The sequence below is a fragment of the Streptomyces sp. NPDC002838 genome (assembly GCF_040295365.1).
In the GTDB taxonomy this organism is placed as follows: domain Bacteria; phylum Actinomycetota; class Actinomycetes; order Streptomycetales; family Streptomycetaceae; genus Streptomyces.
Genome location: NZ_JBEOVF010000105.1, coordinates 1 through 15420, shown reverse-complemented (window position 1 = coordinate 15420; position 15420 = coordinate 1). Strand labels below are relative to the sequence as shown.

General features: G+C 68.9%; 14 protein-coding genes and 3 pseudogenes. 16 read left to right on the top strand and 1 reads right to left on the bottom strand.

The window, feature by feature from the left end:
• From ABT063_RS50795 to ABT063_RS50720, 16 genes and pseudogenes are all read left to right on the top strand, one after another.
• On the top strand, positions 1–1342 hold a 1342-nt coding region (locus tag ABT063_RS50795), incomplete at its 5' end, for an alpha/beta fold hydrolase (protein WP_351068940.1).
• Complete coding sequence (locus tag ABT063_RS50790; RefSeq protein WP_351068937.1) at positions 1342–1812, top strand: VOC family protein; 471 nt, start codon at positions 1342–1344, stop codon at positions 1810–1812. The genes ABT063_RS50795 and ABT063_RS50790, both read left to right, overlap by 1 nt.
• Positions 1809–2744 (top strand): 3-methyl-L-tyrosine peroxygenase-related protein, encoded by a 936-nt coding sequence (locus ABT063_RS50785; RefSeq protein WP_351068934.1) that lies wholly within the window; start codon positions 1809–1811, stop codon positions 2742–2744. Before ABT063_RS50790 ends, ABT063_RS50785 begins: the two co-directional genes overlap by 4 nt.
• Positions 2741–4045, top strand: a complete 1305-nt coding sequence (locus ABT063_RS50780) for a preATP grasp domain-containing protein (RefSeq protein WP_351068932.1) — start codon at positions 2741–2743, stop codon at positions 4043–4045. Before ABT063_RS50785 ends, ABT063_RS50780 begins: the two co-directional genes overlap by 4 nt.
• A gap of 3 nt (positions 4046–4048) precedes the next feature.
• Complete coding sequence (locus ABT063_RS50775) at positions 4049–5038, top strand: fatty acid desaturase family protein (protein ID WP_351068929.1); 990 nt, start codon at positions 4049–4051, stop codon at positions 5036–5038.
• A complete protein-coding gene (locus ABT063_RS50770; RefSeq protein ID WP_351068927.1) occupies positions 5035–6039 on the top strand; it encodes a hypothetical protein in 1005 nt (334 codons plus the stop codon). Before ABT063_RS50775 ends, ABT063_RS50770 begins: the two co-directional genes overlap by 4 nt.
• Complete coding sequence (locus tag ABT063_RS50765) at positions 6036–7247, top strand: hypothetical protein (protein WP_351068925.1); 1212 nt, start codon at positions 6036–6038, stop codon at positions 7245–7247. The genes ABT063_RS50770 and ABT063_RS50765 overlap by 4 nt, the downstream gene beginning before the upstream one ends.
• 98 nt (positions 7248–7345) lie before the next feature.
• Complete coding sequence (locus ABT063_RS50760; protein ID WP_351068923.1) at positions 7346–7558, top strand: MbtH family protein; 213 nt, start codon at positions 7346–7348, stop codon at positions 7556–7558.
• Positions 7559–7575: 17 nt separating this feature from the next.
• A complete protein-coding gene (locus tag ABT063_RS50755; protein WP_351068920.1) occupies positions 7576–7830 on the top strand; it encodes an acyl carrier protein in 255 nt (84 codons plus the stop codon).
• Positions 7827–9377 (top strand): AMP-binding protein, encoded by a 1551-nt coding sequence (locus ABT063_RS50750; protein ID WP_351068918.1) that lies wholly within the window; start codon positions 7827–7829, stop codon positions 9375–9377. Before ABT063_RS50755 ends, ABT063_RS50750 begins: the two co-directional genes overlap by 4 nt.
• The gene (locus ABT063_RS50745) at positions 9343–10635 is read left to right on the top strand and encodes an MFS transporter (protein ID WP_351068915.1); all 1293 of its coding nucleotides are present in this window, start codon (positions 9343–9345) and stop codon (positions 10633–10635) included. The genes ABT063_RS50750 and ABT063_RS50745 overlap by 35 nt, the downstream gene beginning before the upstream one ends.
• Complete coding sequence (gene proC, locus ABT063_RS50740) at positions 10616–11494, top strand: pyrroline-5-carboxylate reductase (RefSeq protein ID WP_351068912.1); 879 nt, start codon at positions 10616–10618, stop codon at positions 11492–11494. The genes ABT063_RS50745 and proC overlap by 20 nt, the downstream gene beginning before the upstream one ends.
• Positions 11491–13311, top strand: coding sequence for a gamma-glutamyltransferase family protein (locus tag ABT063_RS50735; RefSeq protein ID WP_351068909.1), 1821 nt, complete (start codon positions 11491–11493; stop codon positions 13309–13311). The genes proC and ABT063_RS50735 overlap by 4 nt, the downstream gene beginning before the upstream one ends.
• Positions 13312–13481: 170 nt before the next feature.
• Positions 13482–13940 (top strand): annotated as a pseudogene (locus ABT063_RS50730) (transposase family protein); the annotation flags it as partial.
• A gap of 95 nt (positions 13941–14035) precedes the next feature.
• On the top strand, positions 14036–14497 hold the full coding sequence (locus ABT063_RS50725; protein WP_351068942.1) for a transposase: 462 nt from the start codon (positions 14036–14038) through the stop codon (positions 14495–14497).
• Positions 14380–14724, top strand: a pseudogene (locus ABT063_RS50720) (transposase); the annotation flags it as partial. The gene ABT063_RS50725 and the pseudogene ABT063_RS50720, both read left to right, overlap by 118 nt.
• An 84-nt stretch (positions 14725–14808) precedes the next feature.
• Here the strand turns inward: ABT063_RS50720 and ABT063_RS50715 are convergent.
• Positions 14809–15156 (bottom strand): annotated as a pseudogene (locus ABT063_RS50715) (helix-turn-helix domain-containing protein); the annotation flags it as partial.
• Between the last annotated feature and the right edge of the window lie 264 nt (positions 15157–15420).

Genomic DNA, 15420 nt, shown 5'->3' with positions numbered 1-15420 from the left:
GGACGGGGAACTGGTCTTCGTCGGGCGGGCCGACGCCCAGGTGAAGGTGCGGGGCTTCCGGATCGAACTGGGGGAGATCGAGGCCGCGCTGCTGGACGTGCCGGGCGTGTCGGCCGCGGCCGCCCTGGTGCACCGGGTCGGCGCCGGCGACGACCGGCTGGTGGGATATGTCGTGCTAGCGCCCGGTGTACGGCTGGACGGGGCGGCGGTGCGGGAACGCGTGGTGCACTTCCTGGCCGCGCACATGGTGCCGGCGCGGGTGGAGGTGCTGGACGTCCTGCCGCTGACCGTCCACGGCAAGCTGGACCGGGCCGCCCTGCCCGTGCCGGACTTCGGCGCGGGCGCGACCGGGGAGGCCCGTGAGCCAGCGTCCCGGGACGAGGCGCTGCTGTGCGATCTGTACGCCGAAGTGCTGGGTCTGGACCAGGTCGGCCCCGACGACAGCTTCTTCGTACTCGGCGGGCACTCCCTCCTCGTCTTCCGGCTGGCGGCCCGGATCAGCACGCTGATGGGCGTCGAACTCACCATCAAGGACCTCTTCGACCACCCCACCCCGGCCGGGGTGGCCCGTGAACTCGCGGCGGAACGGTCGAACGACCCGTACTCCCCGCTGCTGCGCATGCGGGCGGGTAGCGCGCCCCCGCTCTTCTGCGTGCACCCCGCCGCCGGTGTGGGCTGGGTGTACTCCGGGCTCCTGCGCACCGTGGCGCAGGACTGCCCGGTCTATGCGCTGCAGGCGCCGGGACTGACCGACCCGACGGTGATGCCCGGCACGGCCGACGAACTGATCGAGGCATATCTGGCGCGTATCCGTTCTGTCGCGCCGGACGGGCCGTACCGCCTGCTCGGCTGGTCACTGGGCGGCGTCATCGCCCACCGGCTGGCAACCACGTTGCAGGACCAGGGGCACGAGGTGGAGCTGCTCGTCCTCATGGACAGTCTGCCCGGGGACGAGGATTCCGCCGAGGACGCCGGTGACACTCCAGACGACATTTTCGCGGAAATCATGGAATCCCTCGGCCGGACCGCAGCGGACGCCGATCGGACAGCGGCCTGGCTGGGAAGCGGGGGCAAGAACGTGGCCGAGGTTTATCGCGGCCTCAAGAAACTGTTTGCCGATTCAAAACCGGACGTCTTCCGCGGTGACGCCCTGTTCTTCGGCTCGATCGACGGAGACAATGTGCAGAAACTCCAGATATGGAAGCCCTATATAACGGGCTCACTTCATCTGACTGAAACGGGCGTACCACACGGTCATATGACCCGTCTCGAGCCGATCTCGCTCATCGGGCTTGCAGTCAATTCCCGGCTGGCCGCCACGAGCCCGGAGGTCCACGACTGATGCCGACCACTGTTGAACGCCCGGCCGTCCACCATGTGGCAGTCCAGACACATGACCTGGACAATTCCCTGGACTGGTACCGCAGCTTCTTCAACGCGACCAGTAACTGGACGCTCGACAGGTTCTCAGAACTAACCCGGGAACGCCTTCCGGGAATCACCCGGCTCACCGAGGTGGAACTGCAGAATCTGCGGTTACATCTCTTCGAGCGGCCAGCCGCGACCCCTGTTTCCGAGGCGGCGGAGGCCATGCAGTTCCAGCACATATGCCTTGTCCTTGATTCGCACGAGGAGATGGTGGCATGGCGCCAGAAGTGGTTCGCGTTGCGTGACGGCGGAGAGTTCCGGTTCGCCTCCGGCGAGGAGCCCACCGACATCGTCGTGGACGACGACGGCATGGAGAGCTTCTACTTCCGCGATGTCAACGGACTCGAATTCGAGTTCTCCTGGTTCCCGAAGGGGGCAGCATGAACGGTGCCTTGATCCGCTGGTCACTGAGTTGTCCCTCACCGGAGGGGTGGGACTACGGCGACGAGTGCTACGGAATCGAACCCCTGGCCCTTCCTTGGCCCGGGGACCCCTGGGCCATCGGCCCGGCCGAAGCCGCCGAGGTCACCGACATGTGGGAGGAACTCCTCCGCTACCGGCCGCTGGACGCCCGGACGGCGGACGCGGAACCGGAAACGCTGTACTGGTTCCGCTGGATCACCGGCCACCAGATGTCATTCATTCTCTGGCGGCTCATGAGCGACGTACTGGAGGGCCACCGCGACGGCCACATCGACCGGGACATGGCGGCGGAGCAACTGACGCTGCTGGTCCGGGCGTACGCCGCCATGCTTGAGTACACGAGCCGACTGCCGGTCGACGTCTACGCCTCCGTCATCCGGCCCAGCCTGCGCCGGCTGCACCCGGCCTTCAGCGGTACCTGGGCCCCGGACTACGCCCCGGTCCGCATGCTGCTCACCGGACGCCATGCGGAATTCCGGACCGGGACCACGCGCCTGTGGCACTCCATTGTCCAGCTGCAGAAAACGCATATCCAGGTGGCCCGGAAACTCGTCCCCGGCGGCGCATCCCTCCTCGCGGAGGCGAGGAACTCCTGGAGCATGCGGCAGCACCCGAGGCAATGGGGATCGGTGTTCGACTGCGCGTTTCTCACCGTACGGACACCACTGCCCCGGGCAGACATGATCAGTCAGATGGTCCGCCGGGCCAAGGCGATTCTGATCGACGTCGACACGAACGATCTCGACAAACCGGACCCGTACGACGCGGCGATTCCGGCCGGCCGGACGGGCAAGGACATGTCGGAGCAGGACGGAACCATCTCGGAACTGGTCCTGGAGACCACGACATGGGCGCTGTCCCGGACCCGGCCCGTCATGGGAGGGGCGCTGTGACACACGCCCGAGCGCAGGGACGACGTATCCTGCTCGTCAATCTCGACGTGCCGTTTCCCCGGGCCGTGTACCGGCAGCTGTGGATGCTGCGCGACAACGACATCGTCGTCACGGCCTGTGCCGTCGAGAAGGAATTCCTCGGCTACGTCTGCGAGATTCTCGGCCTGGATGAGAACACCGTCTCGCTGATGGTCCACGACGCGCTACTGACCGACGAAGTGCTGGCGTCGCCGGAGCTGGCGCAGGCCATCAGGAACGAACTGGCCCCCGTCGACCGGCCGGAGGAGTGCGTTCTTGAGCCCTGCATGCTGACCGAGGGAGTCAGCCGGCTCGCCCGCGCCCTGGGAATTCCCCTCGGCACCATGCTCCGTTTCGGCAGCGAGTACGGATCTGATCTGCTCAACCGGAAATCGCATTTCCGGCAGCTCGCCGTCGGCGCCGGTATACCGGTCCCGGAGGGATCGATCGTCCACGACGCGTCCGCACTGGCCTGTGCCCTGCGCGACTCGCTCCCGGCCACCGGAACGGTCATCGTCAAACGGGACAACGACCGCGGCGGCCGAGGCAATGCGGCGGTGACGACGAAGGCTGTGGACTGCGTGGCGGGCACGTTTGTGACGTACCGCGCGGCGGGGGAACTCCACATCCAGGCCAAGGCGCTGTGGGAGGAACTGACCGATTCCGTCAACACGGCTCTGGTCGTCGAGGAATACCACGACCACGAGGTCAGTTTCTATCAGGAATTCCTGATCCACGACGACGGCCGGTTCACCTTCGTCGACAGCGGCACGGCCGACCGGCGGCGCCAGGGTGAGCCTCCGGCGATGGAATGGGTCGGGCTGCATCTGCCGGCACGGCTGCCCGGCAACGAGCTCGTGGAAGCCACCCTGTACTGCTCCAGGCTCGTCGAGCTGTGCGCCCGCATCGGGTACCGCGGCTACATCAATGTGGACGGGATCGTGACCCCGGACGGTCGGATGTTCTTCAACGAGGTCAACGCCAGGCTGGGCGGCGGGCTCTCCCTCCATCTGATCGGCCGGGCGCTTCTCGGCGACGGATTCGCCTCCCGGCACCACCTGATGAGCCTGCGGGATGTGCCGCCCGGGGATTTCGCCGTGCTGCTGGAGACGCTGGCGGACAGTGGACTCGGATTCAGTCCCGACAGCAAGGAGGGCGTCGTCGTCGTGGGTTACGACCCGAGCCGGCAAAGGACCGTGGAATGCCTTCTCCTTGCCGCCGACCCGGACGCCACGAAAAGACTCGAACGGGAACTCCGCACAGCGATCGGGCAGAAAGGCTGAGCCATGAACAATCCGTCCGACCACTCGATAAAAATCCATCGGCTGCGGCAGCTCTCGACTCCAGGAACCCTCCGGGTGAGCCTGCGGGCGGCCGCCGTGGTGGTCCTGCTGGCCGGCTGGGGCACGGCCGTGGCGACGGCCTTCTCCTGGTGGCTGCTCGTCCTGGTGCCGGTCACCGGCTTCATCCTGTCGGGCTTCATCAACGCCGCCCACGACTGCGCCCACCGGGCCCATGTGCGGTCCGTACGAGGAAACCGGCTGGCGGGTGCGGCCTGGGCGACGCCGATTTTCCTCAACTTCAGCATCTACCGGCAGCAGCACCTGGTGCATCACCGGCGCACGGGCGTCGAGGGTGACACCGAGCCGGAGACGGTGTTCCGGAATCTGCGGGAATACGTCCACGGGCTGTCCGCGGTGGCCTTCTGGCCGAGCGTGGTCCGCCGGATGAAGCGGACGCTCACCGGATCGTTTCCGGCGAGTGTCACCAGCGATGCGAACCGGTGTGCCGCCCGGCAGGACAATGCCGTGCTGATGTCGTGGCTGGGCGTCGTGCTGGTGCTGACCGTGCTGTTCCCGTTCTCGCTGCTGGTGGGCTACTGGCTGCCACTGGCGTGCGGCTACATGTGGATCAGCTGGCTCAGCCTGCCCGAGCACTACGGCCTGTGGGGGGTTCCCGAGGTCAACCGGAACACCCGGACAGTGCTCGCCCCGTTGCTGCTGAGGTTCTTCCAGTGGAACGGGAACTACCACGCCGAGCACCACCGGTATCCCGCGGTCGCATCGGTCAACCTGCACGAACTGCACCGCGAGATCGGCCCGCACCCCGTCCAGGAAGCGTCCTATCTCGCCTTCCACACCCGGCTGGTCAAGTCGCTGGCCCGCGGCGACCACGCCATGAACGATGTCCACGGTCTGAAGGCCGCGTCGGCCGGTGCGGCCGACCCCGACCCCACCTGCTCGGGACCTGTGGGAGTGCGGGGCGGGCTCACGTGATCGACTCAATCGACACCGCCGCACCCGGTACGCCGCCGACGGACCTGGGCGCGTGGGACGTGGGCCGCCACCTTGTCGAGGACGAGGCTGCCGTCGCCGCCATCGACGCGCGGGGGACGTTCGAGGAACTGGTCCTCCGTGACGGTTCGCGGACCCTCGGTGGGCTGGCCGTCGTCCGTTTCCACCGGATCGAGGTGCTCAGCAAGGCGTCCCGGGACGAGCTGGGCATGGGCGGTCTCACCGGACCGGTCACCCTCATCGGAGGCGGCCAGGCGCAGTGGCAGTGCGCCGTGTGGGCGGCCCCCGCGGCATCACGCGCCGATGTCGTACGGGGCCTCGTCACCCGGGCGGTCGAGCGCTGCCGGTATGACGGCACCACGCCGGTCGCGATCTTCGTCCGGCCCCGGGACGGGGACGCCTTCGCCGCCGGCTTCTCCGGCGTGGCGGTGGGGCAGCCGACCGAGCCCTGCGCGATCCTCGGACTGCCCACCGGCACGACGACGTCCGCCTTCGTCGCGGGCCTACGGGACCGGAAGGTCCGCCAGAACTGGAACCGGGATCTTCGCGACCGGCGGGATCTCGGGCTGGAGTACAGCGTCCTCGATCTCTCCCCGGACGTTGCGAAGGCGGCCGCGGCGGGTGTGGCGCACGTACGCGCGGGCAATGGGAGCCCGGAGCACCCACGGGTGTCCGCGTGGCGTCTCGCCGAGTTCCGGAAGCGACCGGGGGAGCACCGGGCTATCCGCGTGAGCCAGGACGGCGTGCCCGTCTCTCATATCTTCACGACACGGCTTGGGGACTATCTGAACGTGCACACCGTCGGTCTCGGTGAGCACCCGCACCGCCGCACGCTCTACCACCAGACCTATCTGAGCAGCCTGGATCTGGCGTGCGCCACGGGAGCGCGGTTCGTCGGATTCGGCCAGGGACATCTGATGCCGAAGGTCGCACGCGGCTGCGTGCTCGAACCACGCTGGCAGTTCATCGGGAGGCAGGCATGAGCGAGGAGTCCGGACCGGTCACCCTCTGGCAGGAGAGTTACCTGTCCGACCCCGCGTCGGGGACAGGCGCCTCCCGTACCGGGAGGGCCTTCTACTCCACGAGCGGTCCCGTCGAGATCGACCTCCTGTGCGCCGCGTACGACCGTGTGGTCGCCGGACATCCCGCGCTGCGGTCGGCGCACCACCACGGCCCGGAGGGCTGGTGGCAGGCGGCTGATCCGCATCCGGCACCGGCCCGGGCCGAACCGCTAGCGAATGGCGGTGTCGTCATCGGTCCCGCCGAGTTCGGCGACGGCGTCGGACGTACCCTGCGGATCGAGGTCGTCCCCACCCGGAGCGGGATCGACCTCACGTTCTGTCTCGACTTCCTGTTCCTGGACGGCACGGCGCTGGAGCGGGTGCTGGACGAACTGCTGGACGCCTACGACCGCCTCCTCCGTGGCGAGGACCTCGGCGCCCCCGAGGAGAGCACGGCGCCGTGGTCCATCGCGGCATGGCAGCGCGCCCGGGCGGAGGCGTCGGGTGACGAGGTGTTCAAGTACTGGGAGCAAGAGCTGGGCGCCGAGCAGGTACGTCCCTTCTTCACTCCGCCGAATTCGCCCGGAGAGGCCTGTTCGGTGGTCCGCCCGCTGCCGGGGCTGGACCGGGAGCAGCTCGGCGTCATCGCGAGGCACCGTCACGTCTCGCTGTTCGTGCTCGTCCTCAACTCGGTGGCCCGGAGTCTGTCCCCCGAGGACGCGGGCCGGATCGCCGTTCGCTCGCCGTTCCGGGGCAGGATGTTCTCGCCGGACCCCAACGCCGTGACGACCACGGCCAACACGCTCCCCGTCGTCTGCGACGTCGGGGGCGATTGGGCGCAGAGCGCGGCGACGCTTGGGGAGCGCGTCCTGCGGACGATGCGGATGGAGTTCATGCCGGCGCGAACGGTGGAGGCGATGCTGAAGGAGCGCGGCGCACTGGCACTGCAACTGCGGGCGATGCCGTTCGTCGCGGTCACCGACGGCCGCGGGCTCCGCCTCGGTTCGCACGGCCTGGAACCGAGAGCCAGCACCGAGGCCGGCGTCGGGCACGCGCCGCTCTCCGTGCACCTGGACATCTTCGACGACCGGAGCGAACTGCGCTGCTACTACGACCTGTCGGCGATCGGCCCGCAGGCCATGGGGGGTTTCCTGGACGCGGTGTCCGCCGAGCTGACGGGCCATGCCTGACGGGGTGCCCCGCCCGGTTTCCGGGGTGTACGAGTCTTCTGCCTCCACGGCGACTTCCGGACCGGAGTCCGATTTCCCAGCAAATGAGGATGGTGACAGTGAGTCCGAACCCCTTTGACGACACGGACGGACGTTTCCTTGTTGTAGTCAACGACGAGGACCAGCACTCGCTGTGGCCGGTGTTCGCCGAGGTGCCCGCCGGCTGGCGGCTCGCGTTCGGTGAGTCCACCCGGTCGGAATGCCTGGAGTACATCGAAAAGAATTGGACGGACATGCGTCCGAGGAGCCTGCGGGAAGCCGCAGCAGACTAGCCGTCGCCACTTCGTGCATGAATGTGCAGGGGCAGATCTTGAGTGAAATAGCGAAATATATCCTTGGTGCCGTCCGGAAGGTTCTTCCGGATCCGCCCGATAATGTCTCCGTAGTCGACAATTTCTTCGACCTGGGCGGTGACTCGCAGTCCGCTGTCGAACTATTGACGGTAGTCGAGTCGGCCTATCCGGTCGTCTTTCCCATCGAGACCCTCTTCGCGTCGGGAAATCTGGCCGACGTGATCCGTGAGTGCGAGCAGGGCCTCGGATGACCGGCACGACGGTCGTCGATCGTCTGAAGGAGTCGTCGGGGAGATGGCCCGAGCACCCCGCACTCGAGGACCCACAGGGTGCCGTCTCCTACCGGGCCATGGGGGAGAGGGTCGCCACCCTGGCCGCGGCCCTGGGCGGCGGGAGCAGCCCGGTCGCCCTGTGCATGACCCCGTCCGCCACGTCGATCCTCGCGTACTGGTCGGTGCTGGCCTCCGGCCGTCCGGTGGTTCCGCTGGCCCCGTCGAGTGGGGCGGGGCATCTCCGGGAGGTCTGCCGGCTTGCCGGCATCACGACGATGCTGGTCGGCGACACACCGGCCGACCGGCCCGCCACCGCGCCGCCCGGAGTGCGGGTGGTGTCGGCCCGCGAGCTCGCTGCGGAGGGCCGGCCGGGGCGGCAGCGTCCCGGGCCCACGGGGGACGACCCCGCGTACATCCTGTTCACCTCCGGGTCGACGGGCGCGCCAAAGGGGGTGGTCATCAGCCATGCCGCGGTCGACGCGTACTGCAGGGTGTCGGCGGAGCAGTCGGGGATCACGGTCGGCGACCGGGCGTCGCACCAGTTCGCGATGACGTTCGACCCGTCGGTCTTCGACACGGTGACGACGCTGGTGAGCGGCGCGACCGTGGTGGTGCCCGGCGCGGCCGAGCGCCGGATGCCCGTGGCGTACGTGAACGGGCGGAAGCTGACGCATTGGTACTCGGTGCCCTCGGTGGTCACCCTCGCGGTGAAGACACGCATGCTGGCCGCCGGCTCGATGCCCACGCTGCGGCACAGCATGTTCTGCGGCGAACCCCTGACATGGAACGTGGCCGACGCCTGGCACAAGGCGGCACCCCAGTCCCGTATCGCCAACGCCTATGGCCCCACCGAGCTCACAGTCACCTGCTGCTACTACCAGTTGCCGCGCTCCCCGGAGGAGTGGCCGCGCGAGGAGTGCGACACGGTGCCGATCGGCTCCGTCAACCCCGGGCTGGAGGCGGTGCTCCTGGACGAGCAGGAGGTGGTCGGACGGACGGAGGGCGAGCTGTGCGTACGCGGGCCGCAGCGGCTGACGACGTATCTCGACGCCGACGACAACGTGGGACGCTTCCTGCGGAGCGGCGGCGCCCCGGCCGACGCCGGGACCCAGCGCGCGGCCCATGCGGATCTCTACTACCGCACCGGTGACCGGGTGCGCCGTACCGCGGCGGGGCTGGTCTACCGGCAGCGCGTCGACCGACAGGTCAAGATCACCGGATACCGGGTCGACCTCGTGGACGTCGAGGTGGCGCTGCGGGCGTGCGACGGTGTCGACGACGCGGCGGCGGTGACCGTCGAGACCGGGCTCGACAAGGAACTGGTGGCCTTCGTCACCGGACGGGCCGACGAATCCCGGCTGATGCGGCAGGCCATGGCGGCCTTGCCCAGGCACATGGTGCCGCGGCGGATCATCGCCACGCCCGCCTTTCCGCTCAACGGTCGCGGAAAAGTCGACCACGAAAAGCTGACCTTGCTGGCGACCCACCGCCGTGCAGATCTCCCCGGCATCACTCAGGAGCGTTAAGACCTCAGGAGCAATAAGAATCGTGGCAAACGAGCGTGTCCTTGACGCGGCCGAACGTGATGAGGCCGAGGACAAGCGCAATCAGAAGCTGCTGTTGCGGGGCCAGCTGCTGTCGTGGCTCGGCGACGCGATGCAGCCCGTCGCCGTCGCTGTGGCCATTCTGCTCAACGACGGAAGCGCGACCGAGGTCGGACTGGCGACCAGCGCTTTCGGAGCTGGCAGGCTGATTGCGACCCTGTTCGGCGGCGTACTGGCCGACCGCATGCGGCCGCAGTCCCTGATGATCGGCTCCGACCTCGCCCGCACCCTGCTCACCCTGGGTATTCTGTGGTGCTTCCTCAGCCCCGGGCGCATCGGCGTCGCCCTCGTACTGCTTTTTCTGCACGGTGGTGTCGGCGGGGTCTTCCTGCCGGCGCTGTCCGTGCTGAAGGTGCGGGTGACCACGGCCGACACCCGGCTGTCCTTCAACTCGTCGGTGGCCGGGGTCAAGACGGCGGCATCCTTCGCCGGCCCGGTGCTCGGCGGCGGACTGGCCGCGCTCAGCGAACCGGCGGTCGTCCTCGGCGTCAACGCCGCCACCTTCGTGATCTCGGCGGTGTCGATCCGGCTGATGCGCGCGGAGACGTCCCCGTCAGGCAAGAGCGGCACTTTCCTGCGGGACTTCGCCGACGGCGCGAAACTGGTCGCGCGTCGCCGGTGGCTGCTCATCTGCATGCTCTGCACCATGGTCCACAGCCTGGCCTTCGGCGTCGCCATCACCCTCATGCAGGTCGGCGGAATCGAAGAACACGGCTCCTTCGGCCTCGGCTGGATCGTCGGTGCCCAGGGCGTCGGATCGTTCATCGGTGTACAGATATCGAAGAAACTGACCGTGGAACGGCCCATGATCATCGCATGGTGCGCCTCGCTCACCATTCCGCTGTGCGTGCTGGCCTTTCTGGGCGGCATACCGCTGCCGGTCGTTCTCGTACTCGTCGCCGCTGGACTCCTCGGTGCCGGAGTCCACTCGGTCCTCTACGAGTCGACGCTGCAGAACAACATTCCCGCCGAGGAGATCGGGCGAGTCGCCTCCTGGGACTACGTCGTCTCGCTCGCGACCCTGCCCGTCGGCACGGCGATCGCGGGATCCCTCATCGATGGCATCGGTTTCCAGTGCCTGGTCATCGCCTGCACCGTGACATTCGCCGTATCCAGTCTATTGCCCCTGGCGTTCCGCCGAGTTCGGGAGGTTACAGCACATGGCCCAGAATCGGACTGACAGCACTCCCCGGCACGGGGCACTCGCCGTGCTCGGCGCCGGCACCATGGGCGAGGCCATCACCTCGGCCGCGCTGGCGGCCGGCCGGCCGCGCGACCTCGTCACGGTGACCGCGCGGACACCGGAGCGTCTCGCCGCGCTCGCCGAGCGGCACAAGATCCGGGCCATCGCCTCCAACCCGGAGGCCGTGCGGTCCGCGGAGCTGGTGCTGGTGGCCGTAAAACCCGCCCAGTTCGCCGGGGTCCTCGAGGAGATCGCACCGCACCTGCGGCCGGACGCGGCCGTGGTGTCCGTCGTCGTCGGCTGGACCACCGAGGCGGTGGCGAGTTACCTCCCGGCGGACACCGCCGTCGTCCGGGTGATGCCGAACATCGGCGCGCTGGTCGGCGCCAGCATGTCGGTGCTGAGCGCCGGCAGCGCCTGCTCGGAGGAACAGCTCGCCCGGGTGACGGACCTGATGTCCGCCGCCGGTGAGGTGCTGGTCTGCGCCGAGTCGCTGCACGATGCCGCGGCGATCGTCTGCGGGGGCGCCCCGGCGCTGCTGTTCGCCTTCACCGACGCCGTGATCGAGGGCGCCGTGTCACTCGGGCTGAGCCGGGCCACCGCCACGCACCTCGCGGTGCAGACGTTCACCGGCTCCAGCAGGCTCCTGGCGCAGACCGGTGAACACCCCGTCGTCCTGCGGGAACGGGTCTCGTCCCCCGGCGGTGCCGCCATCGCCGGCCTCATGGAGTTCGACCGGCACGGTGTCCGCCCAGCCGTCGTCGCCTCGGTCCGCACCTGCTTCGAGCGGGCCCGCGAACTCGGCGGCCGGCCAGCTGATTCCGTACGAAAAGACGTAGGGAGCACCCACCGATGACAGCAGGTCCCCCCGATCTCCTCGGCACCGACGGCGCGGTGTCCTCCTCCCACTGGCTGGCGACGGCTGCTGGCATGGCCACCCTGAACGACGGAGGCAACGCCTTCGACGCGGCCGTGGCCGCCGGTTTCGTCCTGGCCGTGGTGGAGCCGCACTCGAACGGCCTGGGCGGCGACGCGTGCATCGTCGCCCACCATGCCCGCTCGGGCCGTACGTCTGTGATCAGCGGCCAGGGCCCGATGCCGGCCGCGGCCACCCTCGCGCACTTCCAGGATCTCGGACTGCGCCAGATACCGGGCTCCGGGCTGCTCCCCGCCACCGTTCCCGGTGCTTTCGGCGCCTGGCTGCGCATGCTCGCGGAATTCGGCACGAAATCGCTCCGCGACGTCATGACTGACGCCATCGGATACGCGGAACGAGGACACCCGCTGGTAGCCGACGCGGCCCGCGCAATCGGCTCGATGCAGCCGCTGTTCGCGACCGAGTGGGAGAGCTCCGGCGCGATGTACCTTGACGCCGCCGGCAACGCTCCCGCGACCGGGGACCGGATGCGTTACCCGGAGCTCGCCTCGACCATGCGGTGCCTGGTCGAGGCGGCCGAGGCGGCGGGAAGCAGCCCGGAGAACCAGATCGAGGCAGCGCACCGGGCCTTCTACCAGGGCTTCGTGGCGGAGGCCATCGACGGATTCGCCACGCGGTCGTTCCTTGACTCCACCGGGCGCCACCACAGCGGCCTGCTCACCGGGCAGGACCTGGCAGCATGGACGGCCCCGGTCGAGGAGAGCCTGTCCGTCGCGTACCGGGAATTCGAGGTCCACAAGAGCGGCCCCTGGTCACAGGGACCGGTCTTCCTCCAGCAACTGGCCCTGCTGGCGGGCATCGACCTGACCTCGTACGAGTTCGGCGGCGCCCCGTACATCCACACGCTGACGGAAGTCGCGAAACTCGCCTTCGCCGACCGGGAGGCTTGGTACGGCGACCAGCCCGACGGCCGCGAGACCATCGAGGCCCTGCTCGACCCCGGTACCGTCGCCGCCCGCCGCGCGCTGATCGGCCCTGCGGCGACCCTGGACCCGGTGCACACGGACCTACCCGGCCGGCACGGCTTCGTCCCCGACGTGAAGCCCAACACCCTTCCGGACATGGAGCTCTCCGACTGGTTCCTCCAGTTGCAGAACGGCCTGCCCACAATCGTGCCCGCGGCCGCTCTGCGCGCCTCCCTGAAACCGGGCGACACCTGCACCGTGGCCGTCGCCGACCGGGAGGGCAACCTTGTCGCCGCCGTACCCAGCGGTGGCTGGCTCAAGAGCTCGCCCGTCGTCCCCGGCCTCGGCTTCCCGCTGGGCACCCGGGGCCAGACCATGTGGCTCGTACCCGGACACCCGAATTCACTCGCTCCGGGTAGGCGGCCCCGTACCACCCTCAGCCCGTCGGTGGCGCTGCGGGACGGCAAACCGTACCTGGCGTACGGCACCCCCGGCGGCGACCGGCAGGACCAGTGGACCCTGGAGTCGTTCCTGGCGGTGGCCGACTTTGGCATGGGCTTCCAGCAGGCCACGGACATACCGCATTTCCACACCGACCACGTCCCGGCGTCCTTCACCCCCCGCGCCCGCCGCCGCAACACGGTGGTGGTCGAGTCCGCCCCGGACGCCGAACTGATTGCCGCCCTCAAGTCTCGTGGCCACAACGCCGTCGCGGTCCCCCCGATGTCGCTCGGCGCGAAGGTCTGCATCGTCGCAGCCCCGGACACCCAGGGCATGCTCAGAGCCGCAGCGGGAACAAGGGGCAGTCAGGCCCAGGCGATGGTCCGCTGACTCCGGGGCCGCGTCTATCGGGAATCAGGCCCTGTCTCACATTCTGTGGTGACCGGGATGTTAACCGGGTCTTCGAAGTTGAGCGGGGTCTGACTGCTGGTGGCCTGTTGCGTCGTCACGGGCCGTGAGCATCGGGCGAGTTGGGTCTGGTCCCTGGACGCAGGAAGCCCGTGGTCGTGGGTGATCATGGCTGTTCTCTACGCAGCTTGATCACCTGGACACACGGCTTGGACGACAATACGACGTTGCTGCTCGACCTGGACGGCCTGGCCGTTTCGAAGGTCGAGCGGCTCGCGGACGGCACTCGAAGGGTGCACCTGACCACCGCGGACGAGGCCGCACGGGCCTGCCCTTCCTGTGGGGTGTTCGCCGTACGCGTCAAAGGCTTCGTGCACACCCGCCCACGGGATCTGTCCCACGGCGAGCGGAAGCTGGAGCTGGTGTGGCGCAAGCGCCGCTGGTACTGCACCGAGCCGGCCTGTCCGCGCCGGAGCTTTACCGAGCAGGTGAGCCAGGTTCCGTCCGGGGCGAGGATCACCGAGCGGCTGCGGAGTACGGCCGGGCGGCGGGTGCGGGATGCGGTCGTCCAGGCGGCCCGGGACCTGGGCCTGTCCTGGCCCACGGTGATGGACGCCTTCCGCCCCGCCGGGCAGGCGGTGACGGCTGCGGCCCTCGGACCGGTCGAGGTGCTCGGGTTCGACGAGACCCGCCGGGGCCGCATGCAATGGCGCCAGAACCCGCACACCGGCCGGTGGGAGCCCACAGCCGACCGATGGCACACCGGCTTCGTGGACGCTTTCGGCGTCCAGGGCCTGCTCGGGCAGGTCGAGGGCCGCGCCCCCTCGGACGTGCTGGCCTGGCTGTCCACCACCCCGCTGCAATGGCGTCGGCAGGTCCGCTGCGTCGCGATCGACATGTCCCCCCCGGCTACCGGGCCGCGATCCGCACCGGACTGCCGAACGCCACCATCGTGGTCGACCACTTCCACGTGGTCCAGCTCGCCAACAAGATGCTCAGCACCGTCCGGCGCCGGGCCACCGCCCTCCTGCGTGGCCGGCGCGGGCGGGCCTGCGACCCGCGGAGTGGAAGGCTCGACCCCGGCTTCTGCGCAACCGGGAGGACCTCACCGACGCCCAGTTCAGCGCGATGTGGAACGCGTTGGTCGACGCCGGGGCGATCGGGATGACTCTGCTGACCGCCTGGATCGCCAAGGAACGGCTGCGGGACCTGCTCGCCTGCGCCCGCACCGGAGCCGACCGCCACCGCATCGGCCACCTGCGCTTCAAGTACCTGACCTGGTGCGCAGACTCCGAGATCCCCGAAGTCCGCCGGCTGGCCGTCACGGTGGACCGCTGGTGGCAGGAGATCGCCGCGTTCATCGCCACCGGCCACAGCAACGCCAAGAGTGAAGGCATCAACCGCGTGATCAAGCTCGTCGCCCGCGCCGCCCACGGCTTCCGCAATCCCGCCAACCAGCCGATCCTTCCCTGTTGGATCGATCGACCAGCGAGTGAAGGGCTGGCCGAGCCTGGTGGGGCGAGTGGTGGCCGTCCGGATGACGAAGTCCTCGTCGTCAGGGGTGAGCAGGCGGGGGCGGCCTCCCGCCCACTGAGGGTCCAGGCAGGCCAGGCCGATCTCGTTGAACCGGTGGATCACACCGCGCACGGTGTCCTCATCGGCCTGGACCAACTGGGCGATCACCGGCACCCGGTTCCCGCCCACCGAGGCCAGCAGCATCATCGCGCGCCGGTAGCGCACCGAGCTCGTGCTGCCCCGGCGCACGATCTGCTGCAGCTTCTGTCCCTCCTGGTCGGCCAGTCTGCGTACACGGACAGGCTCAGCCACCGGGCCTCCAGCGGTCGAACGGACGTCACCGCACATCCAACCGTCGCGACTACCAACCCGGCGAACCTATGCGGTCACAGCACTAGTGTGATGCACCAGAAATCCTGAGGGTTAGTCCTCCTCTGTTTCCTGACTGTTGGTTCCGACCTTGGTGAGGTAGTCGGCGAGGGAGTTGAGGATCTCGTCGGCGGTCTTGGTCCAGGCGAAGGGCCGTGGGTTCTCGTTCCAGGTGTCGATCCACCCGGCGATGTCGTCTTCCAGGGC

Bases quoted from the DNA above. Each gene is read 5' to 3' on its own strand.
- ABT063_RS50750 (WP_351068918.1), top strand. From the start codon at position 7,827: ATGACCGGCACGACGGTCGTCGATCGTCTGAAGGAGTCGTCGGGGAGA.
- ABT063_RS50725 (WP_351068942.1), top strand. From the start codon at position 14,036: ATGGCGCCAGAACCCGCACACCGGCCGGTGGGAGCCCACAGCCGACCG.
- ABT063_RS50765 (WP_351068925.1), top strand. From the start codon at position 6,036: ATGAGCGAGGAGTCCGGACCGGTCACCCTCTGGCAGGAGAGTTACCTG.
- ABT063_RS50785 (WP_351068934.1), top strand. From the start codon at position 1,809: ATGAACGGTGCCTTGATCCGCTGGTCACTGAGTTGTCCCTCACCGGAG.
- ABT063_RS50735 (WP_351068909.1), top strand. From the start codon at position 11,491: ATGACAGCAGGTCCCCCCGATCTCCTCGGCACCGACGGCGCGGTGTCC.
- ABT063_RS50790 (WP_351068937.1), top strand. From the start codon at position 1,342: ATGCCGACCACTGTTGAACGCCCGGCCGTCCACCATGTGGCAGTCCAG.
- proC (WP_351068912.1), top strand. From the start codon at position 10,616: ATGGCCCAGAATCGGACTGACAGCACTCCCCGGCACGGGGCACTCGCC.
- ABT063_RS50775 (WP_351068929.1), top strand. From the start codon at position 4,049: ATGAACAATCCGTCCGACCACTCGATAAAAATCCATCGGCTGCGGCAG.
- ABT063_RS50755 (WP_351068920.1), top strand. From the start codon at position 7,576: ATGAATGTGCAGGGGCAGATCTTGAGTGAAATAGCGAAATATATCCTT.